This window comes from Phenylobacterium sp. (assembly GCF_019636135.1).
In the GTDB taxonomy this organism is placed as follows: domain Bacteria; phylum Pseudomonadota; class Alphaproteobacteria; order Caulobacterales; family Caulobacteraceae; genus Phenylobacterium.
The window spans coordinates 81,786-103,735 of record NZ_JAHBYD010000009.1 but is presented as its reverse complement, the minus strand read 5'-3'; the positions used below and the strand labels follow the sequence as shown (position 1 = coordinate 103,735).

The 21,950-nt window shown below is 69.9% G+C and carries 23 protein-coding genes; 10 read left to right on the top strand and 13 right to left on the bottom strand.

Annotated features, from left to right (window positions below):
* From sufC to KF737_RS08455, 6 genes are all read left to right on the top strand, one after another.
* Positions 1-750: a Fe-S cluster assembly ATPase SufC gene (gene sufC, locus KF737_RS08480; protein WP_296452985.1), complete on the top strand. Its 750-nt coding sequence runs from the start codon at positions 1-3 to the stop codon at positions 748-750.
* A gap of 208 nt (positions 751-958) precedes the next feature.
* Positions 959-1,981, top strand: a complete 1,023-nt coding sequence (gene sufD, locus KF737_RS08475) for a Fe-S cluster assembly protein SufD (RefSeq protein ID WP_296452983.1) — start codon at positions 959-961, stop codon at positions 1,979-1,981.
* A gap of 2 nt (positions 1,982-1,983) precedes the next feature.
* A complete protein-coding gene (locus KF737_RS08470; protein WP_296452977.1) occupies positions 1,984-3,198 on the top strand; it encodes an aminotransferase class V-fold PLP-dependent enzyme in 1,215 nt (404 codons plus the stop codon).
* A gap of 13 nt (positions 3,199-3,211) precedes the next feature.
* Positions 3,212-3,574, top strand: coding sequence for an SUF system Fe-S cluster assembly protein (locus KF737_RS08465; RefSeq protein WP_296452974.1), 363 nt, complete (start codon positions 3,212-3,214; stop codon positions 3,572-3,574).
* Positions 3,574-3,969: an iron-sulfur cluster assembly accessory protein gene (locus KF737_RS08460; RefSeq protein WP_296452971.1), complete on the top strand. Its 396-nt coding sequence runs from the start codon at positions 3,574-3,576 to the stop codon at positions 3,967-3,969. The genes KF737_RS08465 and KF737_RS08460 overlap by 1 nt, the downstream gene beginning before the upstream one ends.
* 75 nt (positions 3,970-4,044) lie before the next feature.
* Positions 4,045-4,323: a 2TM domain-containing protein gene (locus KF737_RS08455; protein WP_296452968.1), complete on the top strand. Its 279-nt coding sequence runs from the start codon at positions 4,045-4,047 to the stop codon at positions 4,321-4,323.
* Between the two features lie 176 nt (positions 4,324-4,499).
* Here the strand turns inward: KF737_RS08455 and KF737_RS08450 are convergent, their stop codons facing one another.
* The 7 genes from KF737_RS08450 to parE form a co-directional block, all read right to left on the bottom strand.
* Positions 4,500-5,171, bottom strand: a complete 672-nt coding sequence (locus tag KF737_RS08450) for a glutathione S-transferase (protein WP_296452967.1) — start codon at positions 5,169-5,171, stop codon at positions 4,500-4,502.
* 65 nt (positions 5,172-5,236) lie between these two features.
* Positions 5,237-6,043, bottom strand: a complete 807-nt coding sequence (locus tag KF737_RS08445; RefSeq protein ID WP_296452965.1) for an enoyl-CoA hydratase/isomerase — start codon at positions 6,041-6,043, stop codon at positions 5,237-5,239.
* Between the two features lie 82 nt (positions 6,044-6,125).
* Positions 6,126-7,181 carry a GGDEF domain-containing protein gene (locus KF737_RS08440; protein ID WP_296452963.1) on the bottom strand — a complete coding sequence of 352 codons (1,056 nt, stop codon included), beginning with the start codon at positions 7,179-7,181 and terminating at the stop codon, positions 6,126-6,128.
* A gap of 49 nt (positions 7,182-7,230) precedes the next feature.
* Positions 7,231-8,802, bottom strand: coding sequence for a DEAD/DEAH box helicase (locus KF737_RS08435; protein WP_296452960.1), 1,572 nt, complete (start codon positions 8,800-8,802; stop codon positions 7,231-7,233).
* A 105-nt stretch (positions 8,803-8,907) separates the two neighbouring features.
* Positions 8,908-9,204 (bottom strand): type II toxin-antitoxin system RelE/ParE family toxin, encoded by a 297-nt coding sequence (locus tag KF737_RS08430; RefSeq protein WP_296452957.1) that lies wholly within the window; start codon positions 9,202-9,204, stop codon positions 8,908-8,910.
* Positions 9,205-9,235: 31 nt separating this feature from the next.
* Positions 9,236-9,475 (bottom strand): type II toxin-antitoxin system ParD family antitoxin, encoded by a 240-nt coding sequence (locus KF737_RS08425; RefSeq protein ID WP_296452955.1) that lies wholly within the window; start codon positions 9,473-9,475, stop codon positions 9,236-9,238.
* A 44-nt stretch (positions 9,476-9,519) separates the two neighbouring features.
* Positions 9,520-11,592 carry a DNA topoisomerase IV subunit B gene (parE, locus tag KF737_RS08420; RefSeq protein ID WP_296452951.1) on the bottom strand — a complete coding sequence of 691 codons (2,073 nt, stop codon included), beginning with the start codon at positions 11,590-11,592 and terminating at the stop codon, positions 9,520-9,522.
* Positions 11,593-11,683: 91 nt separating this feature from the next.
* Here parE and KF737_RS08415 point away from each other — a divergent pair, with 91 nt between their 5' ends.
* Entirely contained in the window at positions 11,684-12,589 is a 906-nt protein-coding gene (locus KF737_RS08415; RefSeq protein WP_296452948.1) for an alpha/beta hydrolase, read from the top strand.
* Between the two features lie 4 nt (positions 12,590-12,593).
* Here KF737_RS08415 and KF737_RS08410 read toward each other — a convergent pair whose 3' ends face one another.
* The 3 genes from KF737_RS08410 to KF737_RS08400 form a co-directional block, all read right to left on the bottom strand.
* Positions 12,594-14,525, bottom strand: a complete 1,932-nt coding sequence (locus KF737_RS08410; protein ID WP_296452945.1) for a peptidase M61 — start codon at positions 14,523-14,525, stop codon at positions 12,594-12,596.
* A gap of 158 nt (positions 14,526-14,683) precedes the next feature.
* Positions 14,684-16,093, bottom strand: a complete 1,410-nt coding sequence (gene glnA / locus KF737_RS08405; protein ID WP_296452941.1) for a type I glutamate--ammonia ligase — start codon at positions 16,091-16,093, stop codon at positions 14,684-14,686.
* A 37-nt stretch (positions 16,094-16,130) separates the two neighbouring features.
* Positions 16,131-16,469, bottom strand: a complete 339-nt coding sequence (locus KF737_RS08400) for a P-II family nitrogen regulator (protein ID WP_296452938.1) — start codon at positions 16,467-16,469, stop codon at positions 16,131-16,133.
* A gap of 238 nt (positions 16,470-16,707) precedes the next feature.
* Here KF737_RS08400 and KF737_RS08395 point away from each other — a divergent pair, with 238 nt between their 5' ends.
* Together KF737_RS08395 and KF737_RS08390 are read left to right on the top strand one after the other, a co-directional pair.
* A complete protein-coding gene (locus KF737_RS08395; RefSeq protein ID WP_296452933.1) occupies positions 16,708-18,249 on the top strand; it encodes an acetyl-CoA acetyltransferase in 1,542 nt (513 codons plus the stop codon).
* The gene (locus tag KF737_RS08390; protein WP_296452929.1) at positions 18,249-18,818 is read left to right on the top strand and encodes a histidine phosphatase family protein; all 570 of its coding nucleotides are present in this window, start codon (positions 18,249-18,251) and stop codon (positions 18,816-18,818) included. The genes KF737_RS08395 and KF737_RS08390 overlap by 1 nt, the downstream gene beginning before the upstream one ends.
* 3 nt (positions 18,819-18,821) lie before the next feature.
* Here KF737_RS08390 and KF737_RS08385 read toward each other — a convergent pair whose 3' ends face one another.
* Both KF737_RS08385 and KF737_RS08380 read right to left on the bottom strand, forming a co-directional pair.
* On the bottom strand, positions 18,822-19,130 hold the full coding sequence (locus tag KF737_RS08385; protein ID WP_296452927.1) for a type II toxin-antitoxin system RelE/ParE family toxin: 309 nt from the start codon (positions 19,128-19,130) through the stop codon (positions 18,822-18,824).
* 10 nt (positions 19,131-19,140) lie between these two features.
* A complete protein-coding gene (locus KF737_RS08380; protein WP_296452924.1) occupies positions 19,141-19,353 on the bottom strand; it encodes a hypothetical protein in 213 nt (70 codons plus the stop codon).
* A gap of 59 nt (positions 19,354-19,412) precedes the next feature.
* Here KF737_RS08380 and KF737_RS08375 point away from each other — a divergent pair, with 59 nt between their 5' ends.
* Positions 19,413-20,858 (top strand): NAD(P)H-hydrate dehydratase, encoded by a 1,446-nt coding sequence (locus KF737_RS08375; protein ID WP_296452922.1) that lies wholly within the window; start codon positions 19,413-19,415, stop codon positions 20,856-20,858.
* A gap of 5 nt (positions 20,859-20,863) precedes the next feature.
* On the opposite strand, the gene KF737_RS08370 is transcribed toward KF737_RS08375, so the two are convergent.
* Positions 20,864-21,694, bottom strand: a complete 831-nt coding sequence (locus KF737_RS08370; RefSeq protein ID WP_296452919.1) for an HAD family hydrolase — start codon at positions 21,692-21,694, stop codon at positions 20,864-20,866.
* Positions 21,695-21,950 lie beyond the last annotated feature (256 nt).

Below are 21,950 nucleotides of genomic sequence, written 5' to 3'. Positions count from 1 at the left end.
ATGCTTTCCGTCCAAGACCTGCACGCCTCCGTCGACGGCAAGGAGATCCTGAAGGGCCTCAGCCTGGAGGTGCCCGCCGGCGAGGTCCACGCCATCATGGGCCCGAACGGCGCCGGCAAGTCGACGCTGAGCTACGTGCTGACGGGCCGCCAGGGCTACGAGGTCACCCAGGGCTCCGCGACCCTGGACGGCGAGGACCTGCTGGCGCTGGAGCCGAACGAGCGCGCGGCCAAGGGCGTCTTCCTGTCGTTCCAGTATCCGCTGGAGATTCCGGGCGTCCCGGCGCTCACCTTCATCCGCACGGCGCTGAACGCCCAGAAGAAGGCGCGCGGCGAGCCCGAGGTCAGCGCGCCGGAGTTCCTGAAGCTGGCCCGCGCCAAGGCCGCCGAGCTCCGGATCGACTTCGACATGCTGAAGCGCGCGCTCAACGTCGGCTTCTCCGGCGGTGAGAAGAAGCGCATGGAAATCCTTCAGATGGCGATGCTTTCGCCGCGCTTCCTGATCCTCGACGAGACCGACTCGGGCCTCGACATCGACGCCCTGCGGATCGTCGCCGATGGCGTGAATGCGCTCCGCTCGCCCGACCGCGCCATGCTGGTGATCACCCACTACCAGCGCCTGCTCGACTACATCAAACCCGACCGCGTCCACGTGCTTTCGGCCGGCCGCATCGTCGCCTCGGGCGGCCCCGAGCTGGCCCTGGAGCTGGAGCGCGAGGGCTACGACAAGTACGCGAGGGCCGCGGCGTGACGCCCTTTTACCAAACCCCGATTGTCATCCTGGTTTCGCCGCAAGCGAAGACCGGGACCCAACGCGCCACGAAACGTCGATCTCTCCAGACCAGGCGCGCCGCCGGGGTCGTTCTCGTCCTGCCCCATCGACGCCAGGCCCCGGGTTGGGTCCCGGTCTTGGGCTGCGCCCAAACCGGGATGACAGCTTTTGTTGGCGGAGCCGCCGCATGAGCGTCGCCTCCGCCATCCGCATCCGCGACGCCGCCGAACTGCCCGGCAAGCGCGACGAGGACTGGCGCTGGACCGACCTGCGCGGCCTGATCCGCGAGGTGCCGCCCGCCTCGGCGCCCACCGGCGCCGTCGGCGCGGGCCCGTTCGACGCCTTGGCCGACGAGGTCGTGGTGGTCGCCAACGGCGAGGGCGCGGCGCACGTCAGCGTGGAGCCGCACGGCAAGCGCATCGTCGCACTGCGCATCGTCTCCCGCGGCGACGGCAGCCACGCCGCCCGCGTGTCGATCGACGTCGAGGCCGATGCGAAGCTTCGCCTGCTGGAGAGCTATGAGGGGCAGGGCGGCTACCTCAGCCAGACGCAGCTCGTCTTCAGCCTGGGCGCCGGCGCGCAGGTGGAACGGATCGTGCTGGCCTCGGACGACGCCGAGGGTGTGACGGTGAGCCAGGCCGAGGTCCAGCTCGCGGCCGGCGCCGAGTTCGGCCAGACCGTGGTGACCGCCGGCGCCCGCCGCCAGCGGATCGAGACGACGGTCCACCATCCAGGCGGCCACGCGGCCCTGCGCCTCGACGGCGTCTACCTGCTGGCCGACAAGCGCCACGCCGACCTCACGACCGTGGTCACCCACGAGGGCCTCGACGGCGTCACCGGGCAGCTCACCAAGGGCGTCGTGCGCGACCAGGCGCGTGGCGTCTTCCAGGGCCGCATCGTGGTCGCCGAGGGCGCCGACAGGACCGACGCGCGCATGGGCCACCACGCCCTGATCCTCTCGGACCGCGCCGAGGTCGACGCCAAGCCCGAGCTGGAGATCTACGCCGACGATGTCTCCTGCGCCCACGGCAATACGGTGGGCCGGCTGGACGAGGATGCGCTGTTCTACGCCCGCCAGCGCGGCATCCCCGAGCCCGAGGCCCGCGCCATTCTCACGGAGGCGTTCGTGGGCGAGGTGGTCGACCGGATCTGGTTCGAGGGCGCGCGCGACGTCGTCCGCGCCTGGGTCGCCGCAAGGCTGGGAGGCTGAACATGGCCTTCGACGCCGAGGCGATCCGCGCCGACTTCCCGATCCTCTCGCGCCAGGTCAACGGCAGGCCGCTGGTCTATCTGGACAGCGCCGCCTCGGCCCAGAAGCCGCGCGCCGTCATCGAGGCGATGACGCACGCGATGGAGCACTCGTACGCCAACGTCCACCGCGGCCTGCACACGCTGGCCAACGAGACCACCGACGCCTACGAGGCCGCGCGCAACAAGGTGGCCGCGTTCGTGGGCGCCGCGCCCACCGAGATCGTCTTCACCAAGGGCGGCACCGAGGCGGTGAACCTGGTGGCGGCTGGGATCGGCGCGACGCTGGAGCCCGGCGACGAGATCGTGATCTCGGAGATGGAGCACCACGCCAACATCGTCCCCTGGCACTTCCTGCGCGAAAAGAAGGGCACGGTGCTGAGGTGGGTCCCGGTCACCGACGACGGCCGCCTGGACCTGGCGGCCTTCCAGGACCTGCTGGGTCCCAGGACGAAGGTCGTGGCGCTCAGCCACATGTCGAACGTGCTGGGCACGATCAACGACGCCAAGGCCCTGGCGCGGATGGCCCACGAGGCGGGCGCGCTCGTGCTGTTCGACGGCTGCCAGGCCATCGTCCACAAGCCGGTGGACGTGAAGGACCTCGACGCCGACTTCTACGTCTTCTCCGGCCACAAGCTGTATGGCCCGACCGGCATCGGCGTCCTCTACGGCAAGGCCGAGCGCCTGGCCGCCTTGCCGCCGTACCAGGGCGGGGGCGAGATGATCGGCGTCGTCAGCAAGGACGAGATCACCTACGCCGACCCGCCGCACCGCTTCGAGGCCGGCACGCCGCCGATCCTGGAGGCCATCGGCCTGGGCGCGGCCGTCGACTGGCTGTCGGCCCAGGACCGCTTCGCCATCGCCGAGCACGAGCACGCGCTCTACGCCCGCGTGCGCGAGCGGCTGGCGGGCGCGAACTGGCTGCAGGTCATCGGCGAGGCGCCGGGGAAGGGGGCGATCCTGTCCTTCACCGTCGACGGCGCGCACGCCCACGACGTGGCCCAGATCCTCGACCGCTACGGGGTGGCCGTCCGAGCCGGGACCCACTGCGCCGAGCCCCTGATGCGGCGTTTCGGCGTGACGTCGAGCGCGCGCGCCTCCTTCGCCCTATATAACACCCTGGAAGAGGCCGACGCCTTCGTGGATGCGCTCACGAAGACTCAGGCATTCTTCGCTTAGCCTCATGAGCCCGATGGACGACGCGACCGCCATAGAGCCGACCGCCACCCCGCCGCTTTCCCAGGCGGAGCTGGACGCGCTCACCGATCAGCTCATCGAGAAGCTGAAGACGGTCTACGACCCGGAGATCCCGGTCGACATCTACGAGCTGGGCCTCGTCTACAAGGTCGACGTCTCCGACGACAAGGACGTGGCGATCGACATGACCCTGACCGCGCCGGGCTGCCCGGTGGCCGGCGAGATGCCGGGCTGGGTCCAGGATGCCGTCAACGAGATCCCGGAGGTCCGCTCGGTGAAGGTCGAGCTGGTCTTCGACCCGCCCTGGGACCCTTCGAGGATGAGCGACGAAGCCAAGCTCGCGCTCAACATGTTCTGATGACCCACATCGACATCAACCCGGCCCCACGCCCGCGCCGCCCGCGCCCCAAGGTGGTCAGCCTGACCGACGCCGCCGCCGAACGCGTGCGCGAGATCATGGGCAAGGCGGAGAAGCCCTACGCGGGCCTGCGCGTCGGCGTGAAGAACGGCGGCTGTGCGGGGCAGGAATACGTCCTGGAGTACGCCGAGACCGCCGGTCCGCTGGACGAGGTGGTCGAGGACAAGGGCGTGACCATCCTGGTCGAGCCCAAGGCGGTGCTGTTCCTGCTGGGCACCGTGATCGACTACGAGGTCACCAAGCTCTCCGCCAAGTTCGTGTTCCGCAATCCCAACGAGACCGACGCCTGCGGCTGCGGCGAGAGCGTCACGATCCAGCCGGCCAGGCTGGACTGACCTGACCATTACACGAGTGAAACTCGACGGATCGCCCGAACGGGGTATCCTGCGTCCAGCAACTCGGGACACCCCATGACCGACGACGTCGAACTGCGCCGACTGGCCATCCGCCGCGCCGATATGAAGCTGGCTTTCCGCAGCCACCTCATGGCCTACGTGGTGGTCAACGCCGGCCTGACGGCGATCTACGTCATGACCTCGTTCGGCGATTACTTCTGGCCGATCTGGCCGATGCTGGGCTGGGGCATCGGCCTCGGCGCGCACGCCGCGTCGGTCTACATGAACGGCGAGGGCATCCGCGACCGTCTCATCGAGGAAGAACTCGAGAAGCTCCGCCGCTCGCGGCCCTAGGAACGCGCGCAACCTGCCAGCTCAGCATGCGCCGCAGGCGCGCTATTTCTCACCACCAAGAACACCAAGATCACGAAGGGTCCGGGAAGTGCGCCGCGCTCATCCGTGGCGGCTTGGTGGTCTTGGTGCTCTTCGTGGTTGAATCGACACGGCGCTGCCGCGCCCAGCCCAGGGTCCTAATCCCCGGCGTAGGCGTAGGGGCCGCCGCGCTCCAGCGCCCGCCGGTAGGCCGGCCGCTGGTGGATCCGCTTCAGGAAGGCCGCCAGCCTGGGCCGCCCGACGCGCGCCGCCGCCCGCTCGGCCGCGGCCTCCAGCGGGAAGCTCATCATGATGTCGGCGGCGCTGAACTCCGGCCCGGCGAACCACTCGGCCTTTTCCAGTTCGCCCTCGATGTAGTCGAGGTGCGCGGCCACCTGGGGGTCGATGAAGCCCTGCTGCGCCTGCCTGGCGATGGTCCGGACCAGCGGCCGCACGATGGCGGGCGAGCGCGGCGCCATCTCGCCGAACACCAGCTTCAGCAGCAGCGGCGGCATGGCCGAGCCCTCGGCGTAGTGCAGCCAGTAGCGCAGGCGGCGGTACTCGGGCGTGCCCACGGGGGCGGCGAGGCGACCGGCGCCATAGCGCTCCAGGATGTACTCGATGATCGCGCCGGTCTCGGCGACCGTCTCGCCGTCCTCCGTGACCACCGGCGACTTGCCCAGCGGATGCACGGCCTTCAGCTCCGGCGGCGCCAGCATCGTCTTCGGATCGCGCGCGTAGCGGACGATCTCGTAGGGCGCCTCCAGCTCCTCCAGGAGCCACAGCACGCGCTGCGAGCGGGAGTTCTCGAGGTGATGGACGGTCAGCACGAATGGACCCTCGCAAACGGCGGCGTCGCCCGCGAGGGTCCTTACCCTGTAAGCGGAAGCGGCGGCTAGCGGCCCGTGAACTTCGCCGGGCGTTTCTGGGCGAAGGCCATGATGCCTTCGCGGGCGTCGCCGGTGCGTGCGGCGACGCCTTGCGCGTAGGCTTCCGCCTCCAGTTGTTCGTGCCAGGCGGAGTCGAGGGACTCCCAGACGAGGTTGCGGGTCAGCGCCAGGGAGGCCGGGCCGTCGGCCAGGGCGCGGGCGTACTGCATGGCGGCGTCCATCAGCTCGGCGTCCGGGACGCACCTGTTGATCAGGCCCCATTCGGCCGCCGTCCTGGCCGGGAGCTTCTCGCCCAGCAGCATCAGCTCCATGGCCCGCGCCTTGCCGATCAGGCGCGGCAGCATCCAGGTCGCGCCGCCGTCCGGCACCAAGCCGATGCGGCGGAAGGCCAGCAGGAAGTAGGCGCTTTCGGCGGCCACGACGAGGTCGGCGGCCACGGCGAGTGAGACGCCCACCCCGGCGGCCACGCCGTTCACGGCCGAGACCAGCGGCTTCGGCGACTTGCGGACCGCCGCCACGAACGGGTTGAAGGTGCGCAGCAGCGCCTGGTTCGGGCCCGTCGTCGCATCGGTCGCGCGGCTGGCGGAATTGCCGCCCGACAGGTTCGCGCCCGAACAGAAGCCGCGGCCTTCGCCGGTGATGACGATCGCGCGGGCCTTGTCGCCATAGGCGAAGTCGTCGAACGCGGCCTGCAACTCGCCCATCAGGTCGATGCCCGCGGCGTTCAGCGTGCCGGGGTCGGAAAGGGTGATGACGCCGACGCCGTCCTCGACGCTCGTCTTCACCTTGGCGGGGGTCTGCGCGCCGTCCATGGCGTCCTCCGTTGAGCTTTTGTCGCGGTCAACGAAGCCAGAATACCCTCGCGTCAGCCAAGGGCGAAAACGCGGTGCGGCCCTAGGCGGCCCTGGGCTTGGCCTTCGAGGCCTCGTCCAGCCCGGCCAGGGTGTTGCGGTTGCGGCCGGCGTTCTTCGACGCGTAGAGCGCCTCGTCGGCCCGCTCCAGCAGCATGACCGGCGTCTCGCCGGGCTGCTTCTCGGCGATCCCGCCCGAAATGGTGATCGCGCCCAGGTCCTCGTTGGTCGAGCGGCGCTTCAGGATGCGCGAACTGATCTCCTCGCGGGCCTGCTCCAGCGCCTGCAGCGCGACCCCAGGCGCTTCGCCCGGGAAGATCACGGCGAATTCCTCACCGCCGTAACGCGCGGCGAATCGCTGACCGGCTTCGGCGATGCGACCTATGACGCTCGCCACATAGCGAATGACCTGATCGCCCGTCTGGTGGCCCCAGGTGTCGTTGAACGACTTGAAATGGTCGATATCGACGATGGCCAGCGTGACCGGGCCCTGGCAGGCGGCCTCCAGCGCCTCGTCGAAGGCCTTGCGGTTCGCGAGGTTGGTCAGGCCGTCGGTCATCGCCTCGCGGCGCACCTGCTCCAGGTGTTCGCGCAGCTTGCCCAGTTCGTCGGTGGTCTCGGCCAACTGGTTTTCCAGCGCCGAGTTCTCGTCCCGGACTCGCCGGGTGGCCTGCGACAGGGTCTCGACCATCACGCGGACGGCCTCGGCGTCCTCGCCCTGCAGCGACTCCGACGCGGTGGCCAGTTGCTGGCCGTAGGCTTCGCTGGTCTCGCGGGCCGACTCGATGGCGCGGGAGACGCTGTCCAGTTCCTCGGTCAGGCTCTTGCCGGCGTCGATCAGCTCACCCGACAGCTTGCCGCTGGGCAGGTGCTTCGCGGCGAGCTCCTCGCCCATGTGTTCGGTGAACTGCTCGCCGGACTCGATGACCGAGGCGATCTGCTGCGTCACCTCGCTGTCCTTCGAGGACACGTAGTGCAGCCAGAGTTCGAAATTGACCGCCGTCGGCCAGACGCGATGGGCCTCCATCGCGTCGATCGCCCTCTTGGCCAGTTCGTAGGCCTTGGCGCCTCTCAGCAGGGAATCGATATCCGACGACATAGGCCGGGACCCTACGGGCCGACCCCAAACGACCCGTTAAAGGCGCCGGTTAATCATCCGTGGATCGCGGCGGCGGGCGCATCAGGAACGCCGGCGTATCGCCGCCGAACCCGCGGACGCCGCGGTCCTCCCGATCCTCGCGATCGCGGCGCCGGCCGTCGTCGCGGCGGGGCTCGTCGCGGCGTGGGCGATCCTCGCGCGGCGGGCGCTCGTCGCGCGCCGGACGTTCGGCGCGGGCAGGGGCCTCGGCGTCACGCTCCCGGCGCTCGCGGCGCGGGCGCTCAGGGGCGTTCCGGGCGCTCGGGCCGCTCGGGCCACGCCTCGACGGCCTCGGCGCCGCTTCGGCAGCCAGCGCCTCGGCGCCGGCGGGGCGGCCTTCGCGGGGACCGCGGTCCCGGTCGCGTCCGCTGCGCTCGCGCCCGCGGCTGCGATCGCGGTCGCGCCCGCCGCCACGGGGGCTGCGGGGCTCGTCCTTGATCGAGGCCCAGTCGATGCCCTCCAGCGTCGTCTCTTCAGGCGTCTTGCCGATCAGCTTCAGCACCTTGTCGAGGTTGCGGCTGTCGGCCGGCGTCACGATCATGAACGCCTTGCCCAGGCGACCGGCGCGCCCGGTCCGGCCGATCCGGTGGACGTAGTCGTCGGCGTGGTGCGGGACGTCGTAGTTGAAGACGTGGGTCACGTCGGGGATGTCGAGCCCGCGGGCCGCGACGTCCGAGGCGCAGAGCAGTTTCAGCTCGCCCTTGCGGAACGCCTCCAGCGTGCGCATCCGCGTGGCCTGGTCGAGATCGCCGTGGATCGGGGCCGCGTCGAAGCCGTACTTCTTGAGCGACTTGGCGACGATATCGACCTCGCTCTTGCGGTTGCAGAAGACGATGCCGTTCTTCACGTCCTCGCCCTCGATCAGGGCGCGCAGCGCCGTGCGCTTGGCCTTCGGATCGGCGGTCGGGATGCGGACCAGGTGCTGGGTGATCGTCTCGGCGGTGGTCGCCGGGCGGGCGGCCTCCAGGCGGGTCGGGTTCTTCAGGAACTGCTGGGTCAGCCGTGTGATCTCGGGCGGCATGGTGGCCGAGAAGAACAGCGTCTGCTTCTTCGGCGGCGTCAGCTTGAAGATGCGCTCGATGTCCGGGATGAAGCCCATGTCGAGCATGCGGTCGGCCTCGTCGACCACCATGATCTGCACGCCGGTCAGCAGGAGCTTGCCGCGTTCGAAGTGGTCGAGCAGGCGGCCCGGCGTGGCGATCAGCACGTCGACGCCGCGGTCCAGCTTCAGTTCCTGGTCGGTGAACGAGACGCCGCCGATCAGCAGCGCCCACGTCAGCTTCTGACCCCTGGAGTACTTGTCGAAGCTGGCGGCCACCTGGTCGGCCAGTTCGCGGGTGGGGGCGATGACGAGAGCGCGCGGCATGCGGGCGCGGGCCCGGCCGGCGGCCAGCTTGTCGATCATCGGCAGGGTGAAGGCGGCGGTCTTGCCGGTGCCGGTCTGGGCGATGCCCAGGACATCCTGGCCCGCCAGGGCGACCGGGATCGCGCTCGCCTGGATCGGCGTTGCGGTGGTGTAGCCGGTCTCGGCGACGGCGGCGAGGGTCGCGGGCGAAAGCCCCAGGTCTGAAAATTCGGTCATTCGGTACTTAAGATGCGGCGCGCTCCCGGGATCGGGCAAGGCGCATCGCGGCGGCGCGGACGGAGATCGCCGCGCGCGCGGAACATACGTTTCGCCGCCCTCGTGTCAACGCATGCTCCAGCCTGCGGGTGCATGCGCCGCAGGACGGCTACCGAAAGTGGCGCCGGGCGTCCATTCGATCATGGAGAATCCGGGCGACGGCCACGCCATAGTCGGTGACGCGAAATAGATCAGATGCCGTTCGACCGGCCAGCGACGATAGCCGCGTCGGATGTGGTCGCAGGTCGGCGCGATGAGCGGATGCTGGGCGAGGGCGACCAGAGCATCCGTCACGTTGTCGACGTACCGATCCGCTTGCGCCAAACCCCAACGTTCACTCGTGAAACGCCAGATCGCCTCCAAGTCCCTGCTCGCTGCCGGGGCGAGGCGATATTCAGCCACGACGCATGGAATGCTTGAACGCTTCCCTATCGAACGGCTCGGGCGGCCCGCTGCGTTCGCCCTCGATCAGCGCGTCGCGGATCGCCTGAAGATCGTCCTCGTGCTCCTGCTCGCGGCGGATCAGGTCGCGCAGGCATTCGCTGTCGTTGGTGTAGCGGCCAACGTCGATCTGACGCTTGATCCAACTGTCCTGCGTGTCCGTGAGGGTAATGGTCTTGCGCACGGTCGCCACGACGCCCTCCATGTATATGCGTGGATGATCATACTTTCGATGCGCTAAATGTCCAGGTCGGCCGCGGCGAACTCGGCGTTTTCCTGGATGAACTGGAAACGCGCCTCGGGCTTGCGGCCCATCAGGCGCTCCACGAGGTCCTCCACCTGCTCCTCGGCGCGGGGTAGGGTGACCCGCGCGAGCGTGCGGGTCTTCGGATCCATCGTGGTTTCCTTGAGCTGGCCGGGCATCATCTCGCCCAGGCCCTTGAACCGGCTGGTCTCGGGCTTCTTGCCCCTGAAGACGGTCGCCAGCAGTTCGTCGCGGTGTTCGTTGTCCCGCGCGTAGACGGCCTTGCCGCCGTGGCTCAGGCGGTAGAGCGGCGGCAGGGCGAGATAGAGCCGGCCGGTGCGGATCAGGTCCGGCATGGTGCGCCAGAAGAAGGTGATCAGCAGGCTCGCGATGTGGGCGCCGTCGACGTCGGCGTCGGTCATGATCACGATACGGTCGTAGCGGAGGTCTTCCTCCCTGAACTTCGCCCCCGCCTGCGCGCCCAGCGCCAGCAGTAGGTCCGACAGTTCCTTGTTGCCGCCGAACTTGTCGATCGAGGCCGAGGCCACGTTCAGGATCTTGCCCCGGAGCGGCAGGATCGCCTGGGTCTTGCGGTCGCGCGCCTGCTTGGCCGAGCCGCCGGCCGAGTCGCCCTCGACCAGGAACAGCTCGGTGCCCTCCGTGGACGAGCCGGCGCAGTCGGCCAGCTTGCCCGGCAGGCGCAGCTTGCGCGTCGCCGAGGCGCGAGCGACCTCCTTCTCCTTGCGCCGCTTCAGCCGCTCCTCGGCGCGCTCCACGACGAACTGGAGCAGCGCGCTGGCGGCCTTCGGCTGCGCGGTCAGCCAGTGGTCGAAGGGGTCGGCGATGGCCTTCTCGACCAGCCGTTGGGCCTCGGACGAGGACAGCTTCTCCTTCGTCTGGCCCTGGAACTCCGGGTCGCGGATGAAGACGCTGACCAGGGCGCCGGCCTGGGCCGTCACGTCGTCGGCGGTGATCAGGCCGCCGCGCTTCTCGCCCACCAGTTCGGCGTATTGCTTCAGGCCGCGGGTCAGGGCCGCGCGCAGGCCGCTCTCGTGCGTCCCGCCCTCCGGCGTCGGCACGGTGTTGCAGTACGACTGCATGAAGCCGTCGGCTTCGCCGAAGCCGGCGGGCGTCCAGGCCACGGCCCACTCGACCTTGCCCGTCTCGCCGGGGCGCTCGTAGCGGCCGCTGAACGGCTCGGGCGTCGTGGTCTCCAGCCCCTTGATCCGCTCGGCCAGGAAGTCGGCCAGGCCGTTCGGGAAGCGGAACGTCGCCTCGGGCGGGGTCTGGTCGTGGATGCGCCCATTTTCAGAGAGAAGTTGGGGATCGCATTTCCAGCGGATCTCGACGCCACCGAACAGGTAGGCCTTCGACCGCGCCATCCGGTAGAGCCGGGCCGGCTTGAACGCGACGGTCTCGCCGAAGATCACCGGGTCGGGCGTGAAACTGATCTGGGTGCCCTTCTTGCGGGTCGGCCCCAGCTTCTCGATCGGCCCGATCGGCTTGCCGCGGGTGAAGGCCTGGCGCCACTCGAAGCCGTCCTTCCAGACGGTCACCTCGACGCGCTCGGAGAGCGCGTTCACCACCGACACGCCCACGCCGTGCAGGCCGCCCGAGGTCTCGTAGGCCTTGCCCGAGAATTTCCCGCCCGAGTGCAGGACGGTCATGATCACTTCCAGCGCCGACTTGCCCGGATGCTTCGGGTGCGGGTCGACGGGGATGCCGCGTCCGTCGTCGGTGACCGAGAGCTGGCCGTCGGCGTCGAGGCTGACGGTGATCACCTTGGCGTGGCCGGCGACGGCCTCGTCCATGGCGTTGTCCAGCACCTCGGCGAACAGATGGTGCAGCGCCCGCTCGTCGGTGCCGCCGATGTACATGCCCGGCCGCTTGCGGACGGGCTCCAGCCCTTCGAGGACCTCGATGTCCTTGGCCGAATAGCCGCCGCCCTTGGTCACCGCCGCGTCGGCGCGCGGCTCATGGCTCTCGGCCAGGGGCGCGGCCGGGACGGGGTTCAACGCATCGTCGCCGAAGAGGTCGGGAGCGGGCTGGGCGGAAGACTTGGGCATGGAGCCTGAAAGGTGGTGCGATTCTGAGGGGCTCCGGTATGAATCGGGAGCCTCGGGAAGGCAATGCGGCGAGTCGCGGGGGATGAGCGGCGTGAGCAGCTGGAAGGATCCGCAGATCGCTGGCGTGCGGGCCCTGCTCGCCGCGCGGGCGCCCGACCCGGCCGCGCCGCCGACGTTCGCAGAGCGCCGGGCCGGCATGGACGCGGTGGGCGAGGCCGGGGCGCTGCCGACCGGCTGCTACCACGAGCCGCACGCCCTGGCGGGCGTGAAGGGCGAGCGGGTCGTGCCGCAGGGCGTGGTCGAAGGCCGCCGCCTCCTCTACCTGCACGGCGGCGGCTACACGATCGGCAGCCCGCGCAGCCACCGCCCGATGGTGGCCCGCATCGCCGAGGCCGCGAAGGCGATCGCGCTCGTGCCCGACTACCGCCTCGGCCCCGAGACGCGTTTCCCGGGCGCGGTGGAGGACGCCACCGCCGTCTACCGCGCGCTGCTGGAGGCGGGGACCGATCCCGGCCAGGTCGCCGTGGCGGGCGACTCCGCGGGCGGCGGGCTCGCGATGGCGCTGGCGCTCTCGCTGAAGGCCGAGGGGCTGCCGCAGCCGTCGAGCTATGTCTCCATCAGCCCGTGGGCCGACCTCACGCAGTCCGGCGCCAGCTACAGCGCGAAGCGCGAGACCGATCCGGTGATCACCAAGGCGGGGCTGGACCAGATGGCGCTCGCCTACCTGGGCGGCCTCGATCCGCACGACCCGCTGGCTTCGCCGATCTTCGGCGATTTCGAGGGCGTGGCGCCGGTCCTGATCCAGACGGGCTCGGAGGAGGCGCTGCTCTCCGACAGCATCACGCTCGCCGACGTCCTGGCCCACGCCCGCGTCGAGGTCCGCCTCGAGGTCTGGCCCGAGATGATCCACGTCTTCCAGGCCTACGGCGCGGTGCTCAACGCCGCCCGCCGCGCCGTCAGGGTCGCCGGCGCCTGGATGGACGAACGGTTCGCCTGACCGGCTATTTCAGTGGCTTGTAGATCTCACTGAGCAGGTCCGGCTTGCCGGCCACGCGCTGCAGGCGAGGGTAGCGGAGGCCGCCCCTGTAGTCGATGTCGAGCACGCGGAAGTGGTCGCCGTCCTTCACGATCAGCCGGATCGGCTCCTTGCCGTCCTTGGCCGCCGTGATCGCGTCCCGCAGCCGGTCGGCGTCGTAGGTGAAGCCGTTCACCGCGATGATCCTGTCGCTGACCGACAGCCCCGCCTTGAACGCCGGGCCTTCCCACAGGACGCTGGTGATCGCGCCCTCCCGGTTCAGCACGAGGCCGACGGAGTAGGTGAGGTCCACCTGCTTGCGGCCGGCGTCGTTGTCCTTCCAGTACTTGGTCGGCGTCTCGGTATAGACGAGCTGGTAGCCGCCGCGGGCGACGCCATCCAGCGGGAAGGCCGGCGCGACATCGCGGAAGCGCCGGGTCAGGAAGTCGGCCCAGTCGTACGGCGTCACCGCGTTCAGGCCCTTCACCACGTCGTCGAAGGTGTAGGTGAGGGGCTGCTTCCACGCCCCGTCGTTCACGCCGAAGAAGGCGCGGGCGAAGTCGTCCAGCGACTTCCGGCCGTTGGTGCGCTCGCGGATCAGGGTGTCGGCGTCGAGCCAGACGAGCTGGCCCTCGGAATAGTAGTCCTCGCTGCGCTGCCAGCTCGTCCAGGGGATCGCGCGGCGGCTGGCGATGATCGGATCGTTGGTGGTGTCCTCCACCGAACGCCACTGGCGGCCCGGCCGGCCCGCGGAATAGGCCGCCGCCGTCATGGCCAGCGCGTCCAGCGTCTGCTCCCTGGTCACCAGGCCCGAGCGGGCGCCCAGCACGAAGCCCCAGTACTGGTCCTGGCCCTCGTAGACCCACAGCAGGCTGTCGCGCATCGGCGTGTTGAAGTTGGGCGTCCAGAGGTCGGCCGGGCGGCGGTACTTGCCGTCCCAGCTATGGTTGTACTCGTGCGGCAGCAGGTTCCTGCTCGGCGCGCGGTTGTCCCAGTCGACGAAGTAGTCGGTCGTGGTCCCGTTCTCGCTCGACCGCTGGTGTTCCAGGCCGATGCCGCCCATGCGGTCGGTCAGCGCCAGCAGGAAGTCGTAGTGGTCGTAGTGCCGCGCGCCGTACAGCCTGTCGGCCTGCCGGATCAGCTCGCGGTGCTGCTCGATCTGCTCGGGCGTGGCGTCGAGGAGCTCCGGCCGGTCGGCCACCACGTTCAGGCGGACGGGCGACTTGCCCGAGGTGTCCAGGTCCCAGCGCCTGAAATAGCGGCCGGCGAACATCGGCGAGTCCATCAGGGTGTCGAAGTCGACGGTCTTGAAGCGGATGGTGTTGTCGACGTTGGAGACCGTCTCCAGCGCGGTGCCGTAGCCCCAGCCGGCCGGCAGCCGGATCGTGGCCTCGATGGGGATGCGCCGCGTGAAGTAGCCGGCCGGGTACATCGCTAGGTTCAGCCACTGGGCGTTCAGCATCTCGGGCGTCATCACCACGCGGCCCTGGTCCGTGGCGGTGGGCGAGAGGTGCTGGAACTCCACGTCCAGCGCCGTCGCGCCGGCCGGCGGCGTCACGTGGAAGGCGAACACCTGCACCGGGTCGCGCGTCCAGGGGATCACCTGGCCGTTCGCCCGGATGGTCAGGCCGGCCATGTTGTAGAGCGCATTCCTGGGCGAATGCCCGCCCGGAACCCACTGCGGATAGAGCAGCGTGACGGGGCCGGGGCCCGCCAGCGGGATCGTCTGGCGGACGCGGAAGATGCGGCGCTCCACGTCCGTCGCGTCGACGGTGACCTTCAGCACGCCCGGATAGGCGATGTCCCGCGGCGCCGCGACCGGCGGCGGCATCGGGTAGGGCTGGGGACCCTCGGACGGCTGGGCGAGGGCAGGCGGGGTCACGGCGAGCAGGGCTGCGACGAAGAGCGCTGATTTCAAGGAGACAGGCCTCGAAGGACGGGGGTGACTGGCCCCGTTCTAGTGCGGGTCGCCGGGCCGGCTCAACTACCGCTCGGCGCAGTGGGGCGCGCGCTCGCGCCCGAATGAAAAGGCCGCGGATCGCTCCGCGGCCCTTCCATCACCTGAGCATCAGGCGGCTAGCATTTGAAGTACATGTCGAATTCCACCGGGTGAGGGTGGAGCTGGAGGCGCATGACCTCCTCCATCTTCAGCTCGATGTAGGCGTCGATGAAGTCGTCGTCGAAGACGCCGCCCTTCTTCAGGAAGGCCCGGTCCTTGTCGAGCGCCTCGAGGGCCTCGCGCAGCGAACCGCACACTTCCGGGATCTTCTTCTGCTCGCGCGGGGGCAGGTCGTAGAGGTTCTTGTCGGCCGGGGCGCCCGGATCGATCTTGTTCTCGATGCCGTCGAGGCCGGCCATCAGCAGCGCCGTGAACGTCAGGTAGGGGTTGCCCATCGGGTCCGGGAAGCGGGCTTCGATGCGCTTGCCCTTCGGGCTGTCGACGTGCGGGATGCGGATCGAGGCCGAGCGGTTGCGGGCCGAATAGGCCAGCTTCACCGGGGCTTCGTAGCCGGGCACCAGGCGCTTGTAGGAGTTCGTCGTCGAGTTCGAGAAGGCGTTGATCGCCTTGGCGTGCTTGATGATGCCGCCGATGTACCAGAGGCACATGTCGCTCAAGCCCGCGTACTTGTCGCCCGCGAACAGGGGCTTGCCGTTGCTCCAGATCGACTGGTGGACGTGCATGCCCGAGCCGTTGTCGGCGAACATCGGCTTGGCCATGAAGGTGGCCGTCTTGCCGTAGGCGTGGGCCACGTTGTGGATCACGTACTTATAGAGCTGCAGGCGGTCGGCCATGGTGATCATGGTGTCGAACTTCAGGCCCAGCTCGTGCTGCGCCGGCGCCACCTCGTGGTGGTGCTTCTCGGGCTTCATGCCGAGCTCGCCCATCACCGCCAGCATCTCGCCGCGCAGGTCCTGGCCGCTGTCGACCGGGTTCACCGGGAAGTAGCCGCCCTTCGGGCCCGGGCGGTGGCCCATGTTGCCTTCCGGATAGGCCTTGCCCGAGCTGACCGGCAGTTCGGTCGAGTCATACGAGTAGAAGGTGTTGTGCGGGGCGGTGTCCCAGCGAACGTCGTCGAAGACGAAGAACTCGGCCTCGGGGCCGAAGTAGACGGTGTCGCCGATCCCGGCCGCCTTCACGTAGGTCAGCGCCGCCTTGGCGATCGAGCGCGGGTCGCGGTTGTAGGGCGTGTTCGTGTCGGGGTTCACGATGTCGCACATCAGCGCCAGCGTGGTCTGCTGGTAGAACGGGTCGATGATCGCCGTGTCCAGGTCGGGACGCAGCTTCATGTCCGACTCGTTGATGGCCTTCCAGCCGGCGATCGAGGAGCCGTCGAACATGGTCCCGTCGGTGAGGAACTCCTCGTCGACCAGGTCGATGTCGAAGGTCACGTGCTGCATCTTCCCGCGCACGTCGGTGAAGCGGACGTCGACGTATTTGACGTCCTTCTCCTTGATCATATCCAGGATGTCTTTGGCGCTGGCCATGTTGGTTATCCCCTTTCGATAGTCTCGATGTTCGACGTCAGATGGCGATGGAGCCGGATTCGCCGGTGCGGATGCGCACGACGTCCAGCACCTCGGAGACGAAGATCTTGCCGTCGCCGATCCGGCCGGTGCGCGCCGCGGCCGAGATGGCCTCGATCGCCCGATCCAGGTGGTCGTCGGCGATCACCACCTCGATCTTGATCTTGGGCAGGAAGTCCACGACGTACTCGGCGCCGCGGTAGAGCTCGGTCTGCCCCTTCTGACGCCCGTAGCCCTTGGCCTCGATGACGGTCATGCCCTGGACGCCCAGCTCCTGCAGGGCCTCCTTCACCTCGTCGAGCTTGAAGGGCTTGATGATGGCTTCGATCTTTTTCATGCGCTCGACATTGCACTCCGGGCGGTGTTGCCCCGCCGCTCGGGGGCGAACCAGCACGCCGCGGGATGGGGTCACAAGCGACCTTCCGTTGCTTGCCGTTGCGGCTGGCTGTGAAACTAGACGAGCGCTCAAGAAATAGGCGCCGAAAGTTCAGAAAATGGTCAGGTCGGAAATCGCCTTGTGAGGCCGGGTTCGGACCCTAGGATCGCCGCAAAACAGGTTCGGGAACGAGGCAGGCATGGACGAACGGAGCCCCGTGCTCATCGGAGCGGGCCAATTCACGTACCGCGGCGATCCCGCGTCGTCCCCGTCTCCGAGCGTTTTGCTGAAGATTGCGGCGGAACGGGCCGCAGCCGACGCGGGAATCGGCGCCGCGGGGCTCGCGGCCATCGACAGCATCGTCGTGGCGCCCTCCGCGATCGCCCAGCCGGGCGCGTCGCGCAGCCGCGGCGCGCCGTTCTCCAGCAACGCCGCGATGCAGCTCGGCGCGATGCTGGCCGCCAGGCCGCGGTGGGCGGCGCTGTCGGCCATGGGCGGCAACAGCTCGCAGTACATGATCAATGTGCTGGCCCAGCGGATCGCGGAGGGCGAGACCGGCCTCGGCCTGGCGGTGGGCTGCGAGGTGCTGGGCTCCGTGGCCAAGCGGATGGCCAGGGGCCTGGGCTTCGAAGACTGGGATGCGGCCGAGGACCTGTCCCTGGATGCGCCGCCGGTCGTCGGCGACACGCGGCCGGGCGTCAGCGCCTACGAGGCCCGCCACGGCCTGGACCGGCCGATCAACATCTACCCCATCTTCGAGAACGCGCTGCGGGCGCGGGACGGCCGCTCTCTGCCCGACCATGCGGCGCGCATCGGCGCCCTGTTCGCGCGCTTCACCGAGGTGGCGGCCGGGAATCCCCACGCCTGGTTCCCGATCCGCCGCTCGGCCGGGGACCTGACGACGGTCGGCGACCGCAACCGCATGATCGGCTTCCCGTACCCCAAGTTCCTGAACGCCATCATGGAGGTCGACCAGTCGGCGGGCGTGCTGATCGCGAGTGTCGCGAAGGCCCGCGAGCTGGGCGTGCCGGAGGACCGTTGGGTCTACCTCCACGGCTGCGCCGACGCGCACGACATCTGGCACGTGCTGGAGCGCCAGGACTTCCACTCCAGCCCCGCCATGCGCCTGACCGGCCGACGCGCGTTCGAGATGGCGGGGATCGGCCCGGACGACCTCGGCCACATCGACCTCTATTCGTGCTTCCCGTCGGCGGTGCAGGTGGGCGCCGAGGAACTGGGCCTGTCGCTCGACGATCCGCGCGGCTTCACGGTCACCGGCGGGTTGCCCTACGCGGGCGGGCCGGGGAACAACTACGCCATGCACGCGGTGGCCACGATGGCGCAGCGGCTGCGCGACGCGCCGGGGTCCTGGGGCCTGGTCACCGCCAACGGCTGGTACCTCACCAAGCAGTCGACCGGCGTCTATTCCACGACGCCGCCGCAGAAGCCGTTCGAGCGCCAGGATCCCGCCGTGATCCAGCGCGAGATCGACGCCTTGCCGCACCCCGACGTCATCGAGGCGCCCCAGGGAGCCGGCACGATCGAGACCTACACCGTCGTCCACAAACGCGAGGGACCCTTCATGGGCATCGTCATCGGCCGTGATGCGAACGGCCGCCGCTTCGTCGCCAACACGCGGAACGATCCGGCGACCCTGGCCAGCCTGGAGGCGTCCGAGCAGGTCGGCCGCAAGGGGACCGTCCGCCAGTCGGGCGGCCTCAACATCTTCGAGCCCGCCTGATGGCCCGCCTCTATCTCATCCGCCACGGCAAGCCCTCGTCCGGCTGGGGCGGCCACGACGACGATCCCGGCCTCGACGAGACCGGGCAGGGGCAGGCGAGGGCGGCCCGCGACTGGCTGCTGAGCCGGCCCGAGGCCGAGCGTCCGCGCCGGGTCGTGAGCTCGCCGCTCCGCCGTTGCCGCGAGACCGCCGGGCCGACGGCGGAGGCCCTGGGCGTCCAGGCCGAGATCGACCCCATCGTCGGCGAGATCGCCACGCCGTCGGGGCTCAGCGCCGAGGCAAGGCCCGCCTGGCTGCGCAAGGCCTTCGAAGGGACTTGGCAGGCCATCGAGGGCGACCTCGACTACGACGCCTGGCGCGCCGACATCGTCGCCGCGCTGGCGAAGCGCGGGCACACGGCGGTCTTCTCGCACTATGTCGCCATCAACGCGGCCGTCTCGCGCCTGCTGGGCGTGGACGAGGTGCTGGCCTTCCGGCCCGACCACGCCTCGATCACGGTGCTGGAGACGGACGGGACGACCGTGCGGCTGGTCGAGAAGGGCGCGGAGGCCGCGACGCAGGTGCTGTAGGAGTCAGATGTCGCTGCGGTCCTGGTGGGGCCCGAAGACGCGGAGGACATGGACATCGCCCGCCGTGGCGTCTCGACCCGTGTCGGGCGTCACCTCGTAGAGGATGCGATAGCCCTCGATGGAACGCTCGCGCACGCCACGGTGCTCGCTCTCTGGCCAGCGGCAGGGATGCCGCCTCAGGTCGGATAGCGCCTCGGCGATGCGGCGAAGGCGGGCAGCCGCCCTGATCCCCGCGCCCGGTTGCCGCAACCATCGCTTCGCGGCTCCGAGCTCGGCCTTCGCCTTGTCGGATAGAACGAGAGACCGCAGCAAGGCGGAGCGACTATTTCATGGGTTTGAAGGCGTGCTCGGGCGAATCCGCGGCCCAAGCCTTGAGCCAGGCTTCCAACTCGAGTCCGGAGATGCAGCGCCCCGCGCGAATATCCTCGCGCGCGGCCTCAAGCATTTCATGCTCACGTGCGAGTCGCGCCTCGCGCTGCGCCGATGTTTCGCGTTGGCGCCTGGGGCCGCCTGTCATGAAGCCGCTGGTGGTCATGTGCCGTGCAATATATGGCGCGACTCGACGAAGTCCTAACGCGTTTGCCGGAGTTCCATGTGCCCTCCCGCCCGATCCTGACCGTCGCCGAGATGGCCGCCGCCGACCGCGCCGCGATCGTGGCGGGCGCGCCCGGCCTCGCGCTGATGGAGCGCGCCGGCGAGGCGGTGGCCGACGCCGTGATGGACCGCTTCCCCATCCAGCCGACGCAGGTCCTCTGCGGCCCCGGCAACAACGGCGGCGACGGCTATGTGGTCGCCCGCCTGCTCGCAGAGCGCGGCTGGCCCGTGGAGGTCCGCGCGCTGGCCGGGCCGGCCACCGAAGACGCGCGGGCCATGAGCGCCCGCTGGACGGGCGAGACGAAGCCGCTGAACGGCAGGCCCGACGCCGGCCTCGTCATCGACGCCCTGTTCGGCGCCGGCCTCTCGCGGCCGCTCACCGGGCCTGCCGCCCAGGCCGCCGCGGCCCTGTCGGAACGGCCGGAGAGCGTCGTCGCCATCGACATCCCCAGCGGCGTGCCGGGCGACACGGGCCAGCCGGCCGGCCCCGCCGTCTGCGCCGGCCTCACCGTCACCTTCCACGCCCGCAAGCCGGGCCTCGTGCTGGAGCCGGGCCGCAGCCTCTGCGGCGAGGTGGTCGTCGCCGACATCGGCCTGGGCGACACGCCCTCGAAGCTGGTCGAGAACGGCCCCGAGGTCTGGCTGCCGCGCTTCCCGTGGCCCACGGCCGCCTCGCACAAGCACGCCCGCGGCCGCCTGATCGTCATCTCCGGCGACGCCTGGAGCACCGGGGCCGCGCGCCTCGCCGCCCGGGCCGGCCTGCGCATCGGGGCCGGCCTCGTCACGATCTACGCCGGCGAGGACGCGCTCGCCGCCAACGCCGCCCATCTCGAGGCGGTGATGCTGAAGCCCTTCGCCACCGACCTGGAGCTGGAGCAGGCCGCGGGCATCGCCGACGCCGCCGTCATCGGCCCCGCCGCCGGCGTCACCGAGACGACGCTCCTCAACGTCCTGGCCCTCGCGCGCACCGGCGCGGCATTGGTGATCGACGCCGACGCCATCACCGTCTTCCGCGACGACCCGGAGGAACTGTTCTCGGTCCTCGACCGCGACGACGTGCTGACGCCCCACGCCGGCGAATTCGAGCGGCTGTTCCCCGGCCTGCTGAAGGCGTCGCCCGAGCGGATCACCGCCGCCCGCAAGGCCGCCGTGAAGGCCGACGCGGTCGTGCTGCTGAAGGGGCCCGACACCGTGATCGCCGCGCCGGACGGGCGCGCCGCCGTCAACGTCAACGGCTCGCCCTGGCTCGCCACCGCCGGCTCCGGCGACGTGCTGGCGGGCTGCATCGGCGGCCTGGTCAGCCAGGGGATGGAGAGCTTCGAGGCCGCCTGCGCCGCGGCCTGGATCCACGCCGAGGCGGCCGAACTGCACGGCCCCGGCCTGATCTCGGAAGACCTGCCGGGCCTGGTCCCCACCGTCCTGCGCCGTCTCTACGACGAACGCTGAGGCTCTCAGGCGAACAGGTTCGTGGTCACGCCCCGCGCCATCTCGCGCAGGATCTCGTCGGCCAGGTCGTCCAGCCTGGAGCCCTCGCGGTAGTCGCCGCCGGCGGCCAGGCGCGAGCGGCCGTCGGCCAGCAGCTTCGCCGCCGCGGCCTCGGTGTAGGGCTTCTCGGGATCGTAGACGGCCACCGGGTGGCCGCGGTGGTCGGTCATCACCCGCATCACCGGGATGTCGGTCAGGCCGTCGCCGAAGAAGGCGATGCGGTCGAACGGCACGGGCCGGTCACGCTCGACCTGCACGGCGTTGATCGCGTCGTTGTCCCACTCGTTGAGCGTCCACTTGTTGATGCGGAACAGGTACTGCGTCTTGCCGGTGTAATTGATCGCGAGCGCCGGCCCCACGGCCTCCAGCCGGTCGTTGAACATGAAGGCCGAGGCGTAGATGCGCTCGAACTCGTGCGCGATCGGCGAACCCTCGATCAACTCTCGGTTGCCGGATGAGATGATGAAATGCCGGAGGTCGAGGCCCAGCGCCTCGGCCCGCGCGTTCTGCCGCGCGAACCAGTCGGCGACGCCCGGGAACAGCCGCAGGCTCGCGCCGCGCCGCCGCCAGCTATCCAGCGTCAGCTCCAGGCCCTTCTCGCGCGCCTTGGCCAGCATCAGGTGCATGTAGGCCAGGATGCCGTCGCCCCGCTGCGCCTCGGCCAGACGCGCCGTCTCGGCCCAGAAATCGGCGTGCTTCATGCCCAGTTCGTCGGGGATGAAGGCGTGCTCCTGCATGTTGCCGGGCGCGAGCGTGCCGTCGAAATCGTAGGCGAAGACGGCGAGGGGGCGGGTCATCCGGCGACCAGTAGCGCTTTTGCGAAGCGCCGATAAGGGTACGCCCCGCGCTGGCCGGGTGGGCGCTGCAAGGGTCGCCCCTCCTACCTATCGAAAGTCCGGGGCGACCCGATAGGGTCGCCCCGGTCCCCGCGACGGGAGGCGGGGGACCGGGGCGTACGGCGGTGGTTGTCGGGGAACAGGGCCGCCGCCGCGTTTTTGTCCGTGTGTGTGGGAGATGCGCGGACAGCGCAGTTACGTGCCCGGATGCGGCCCG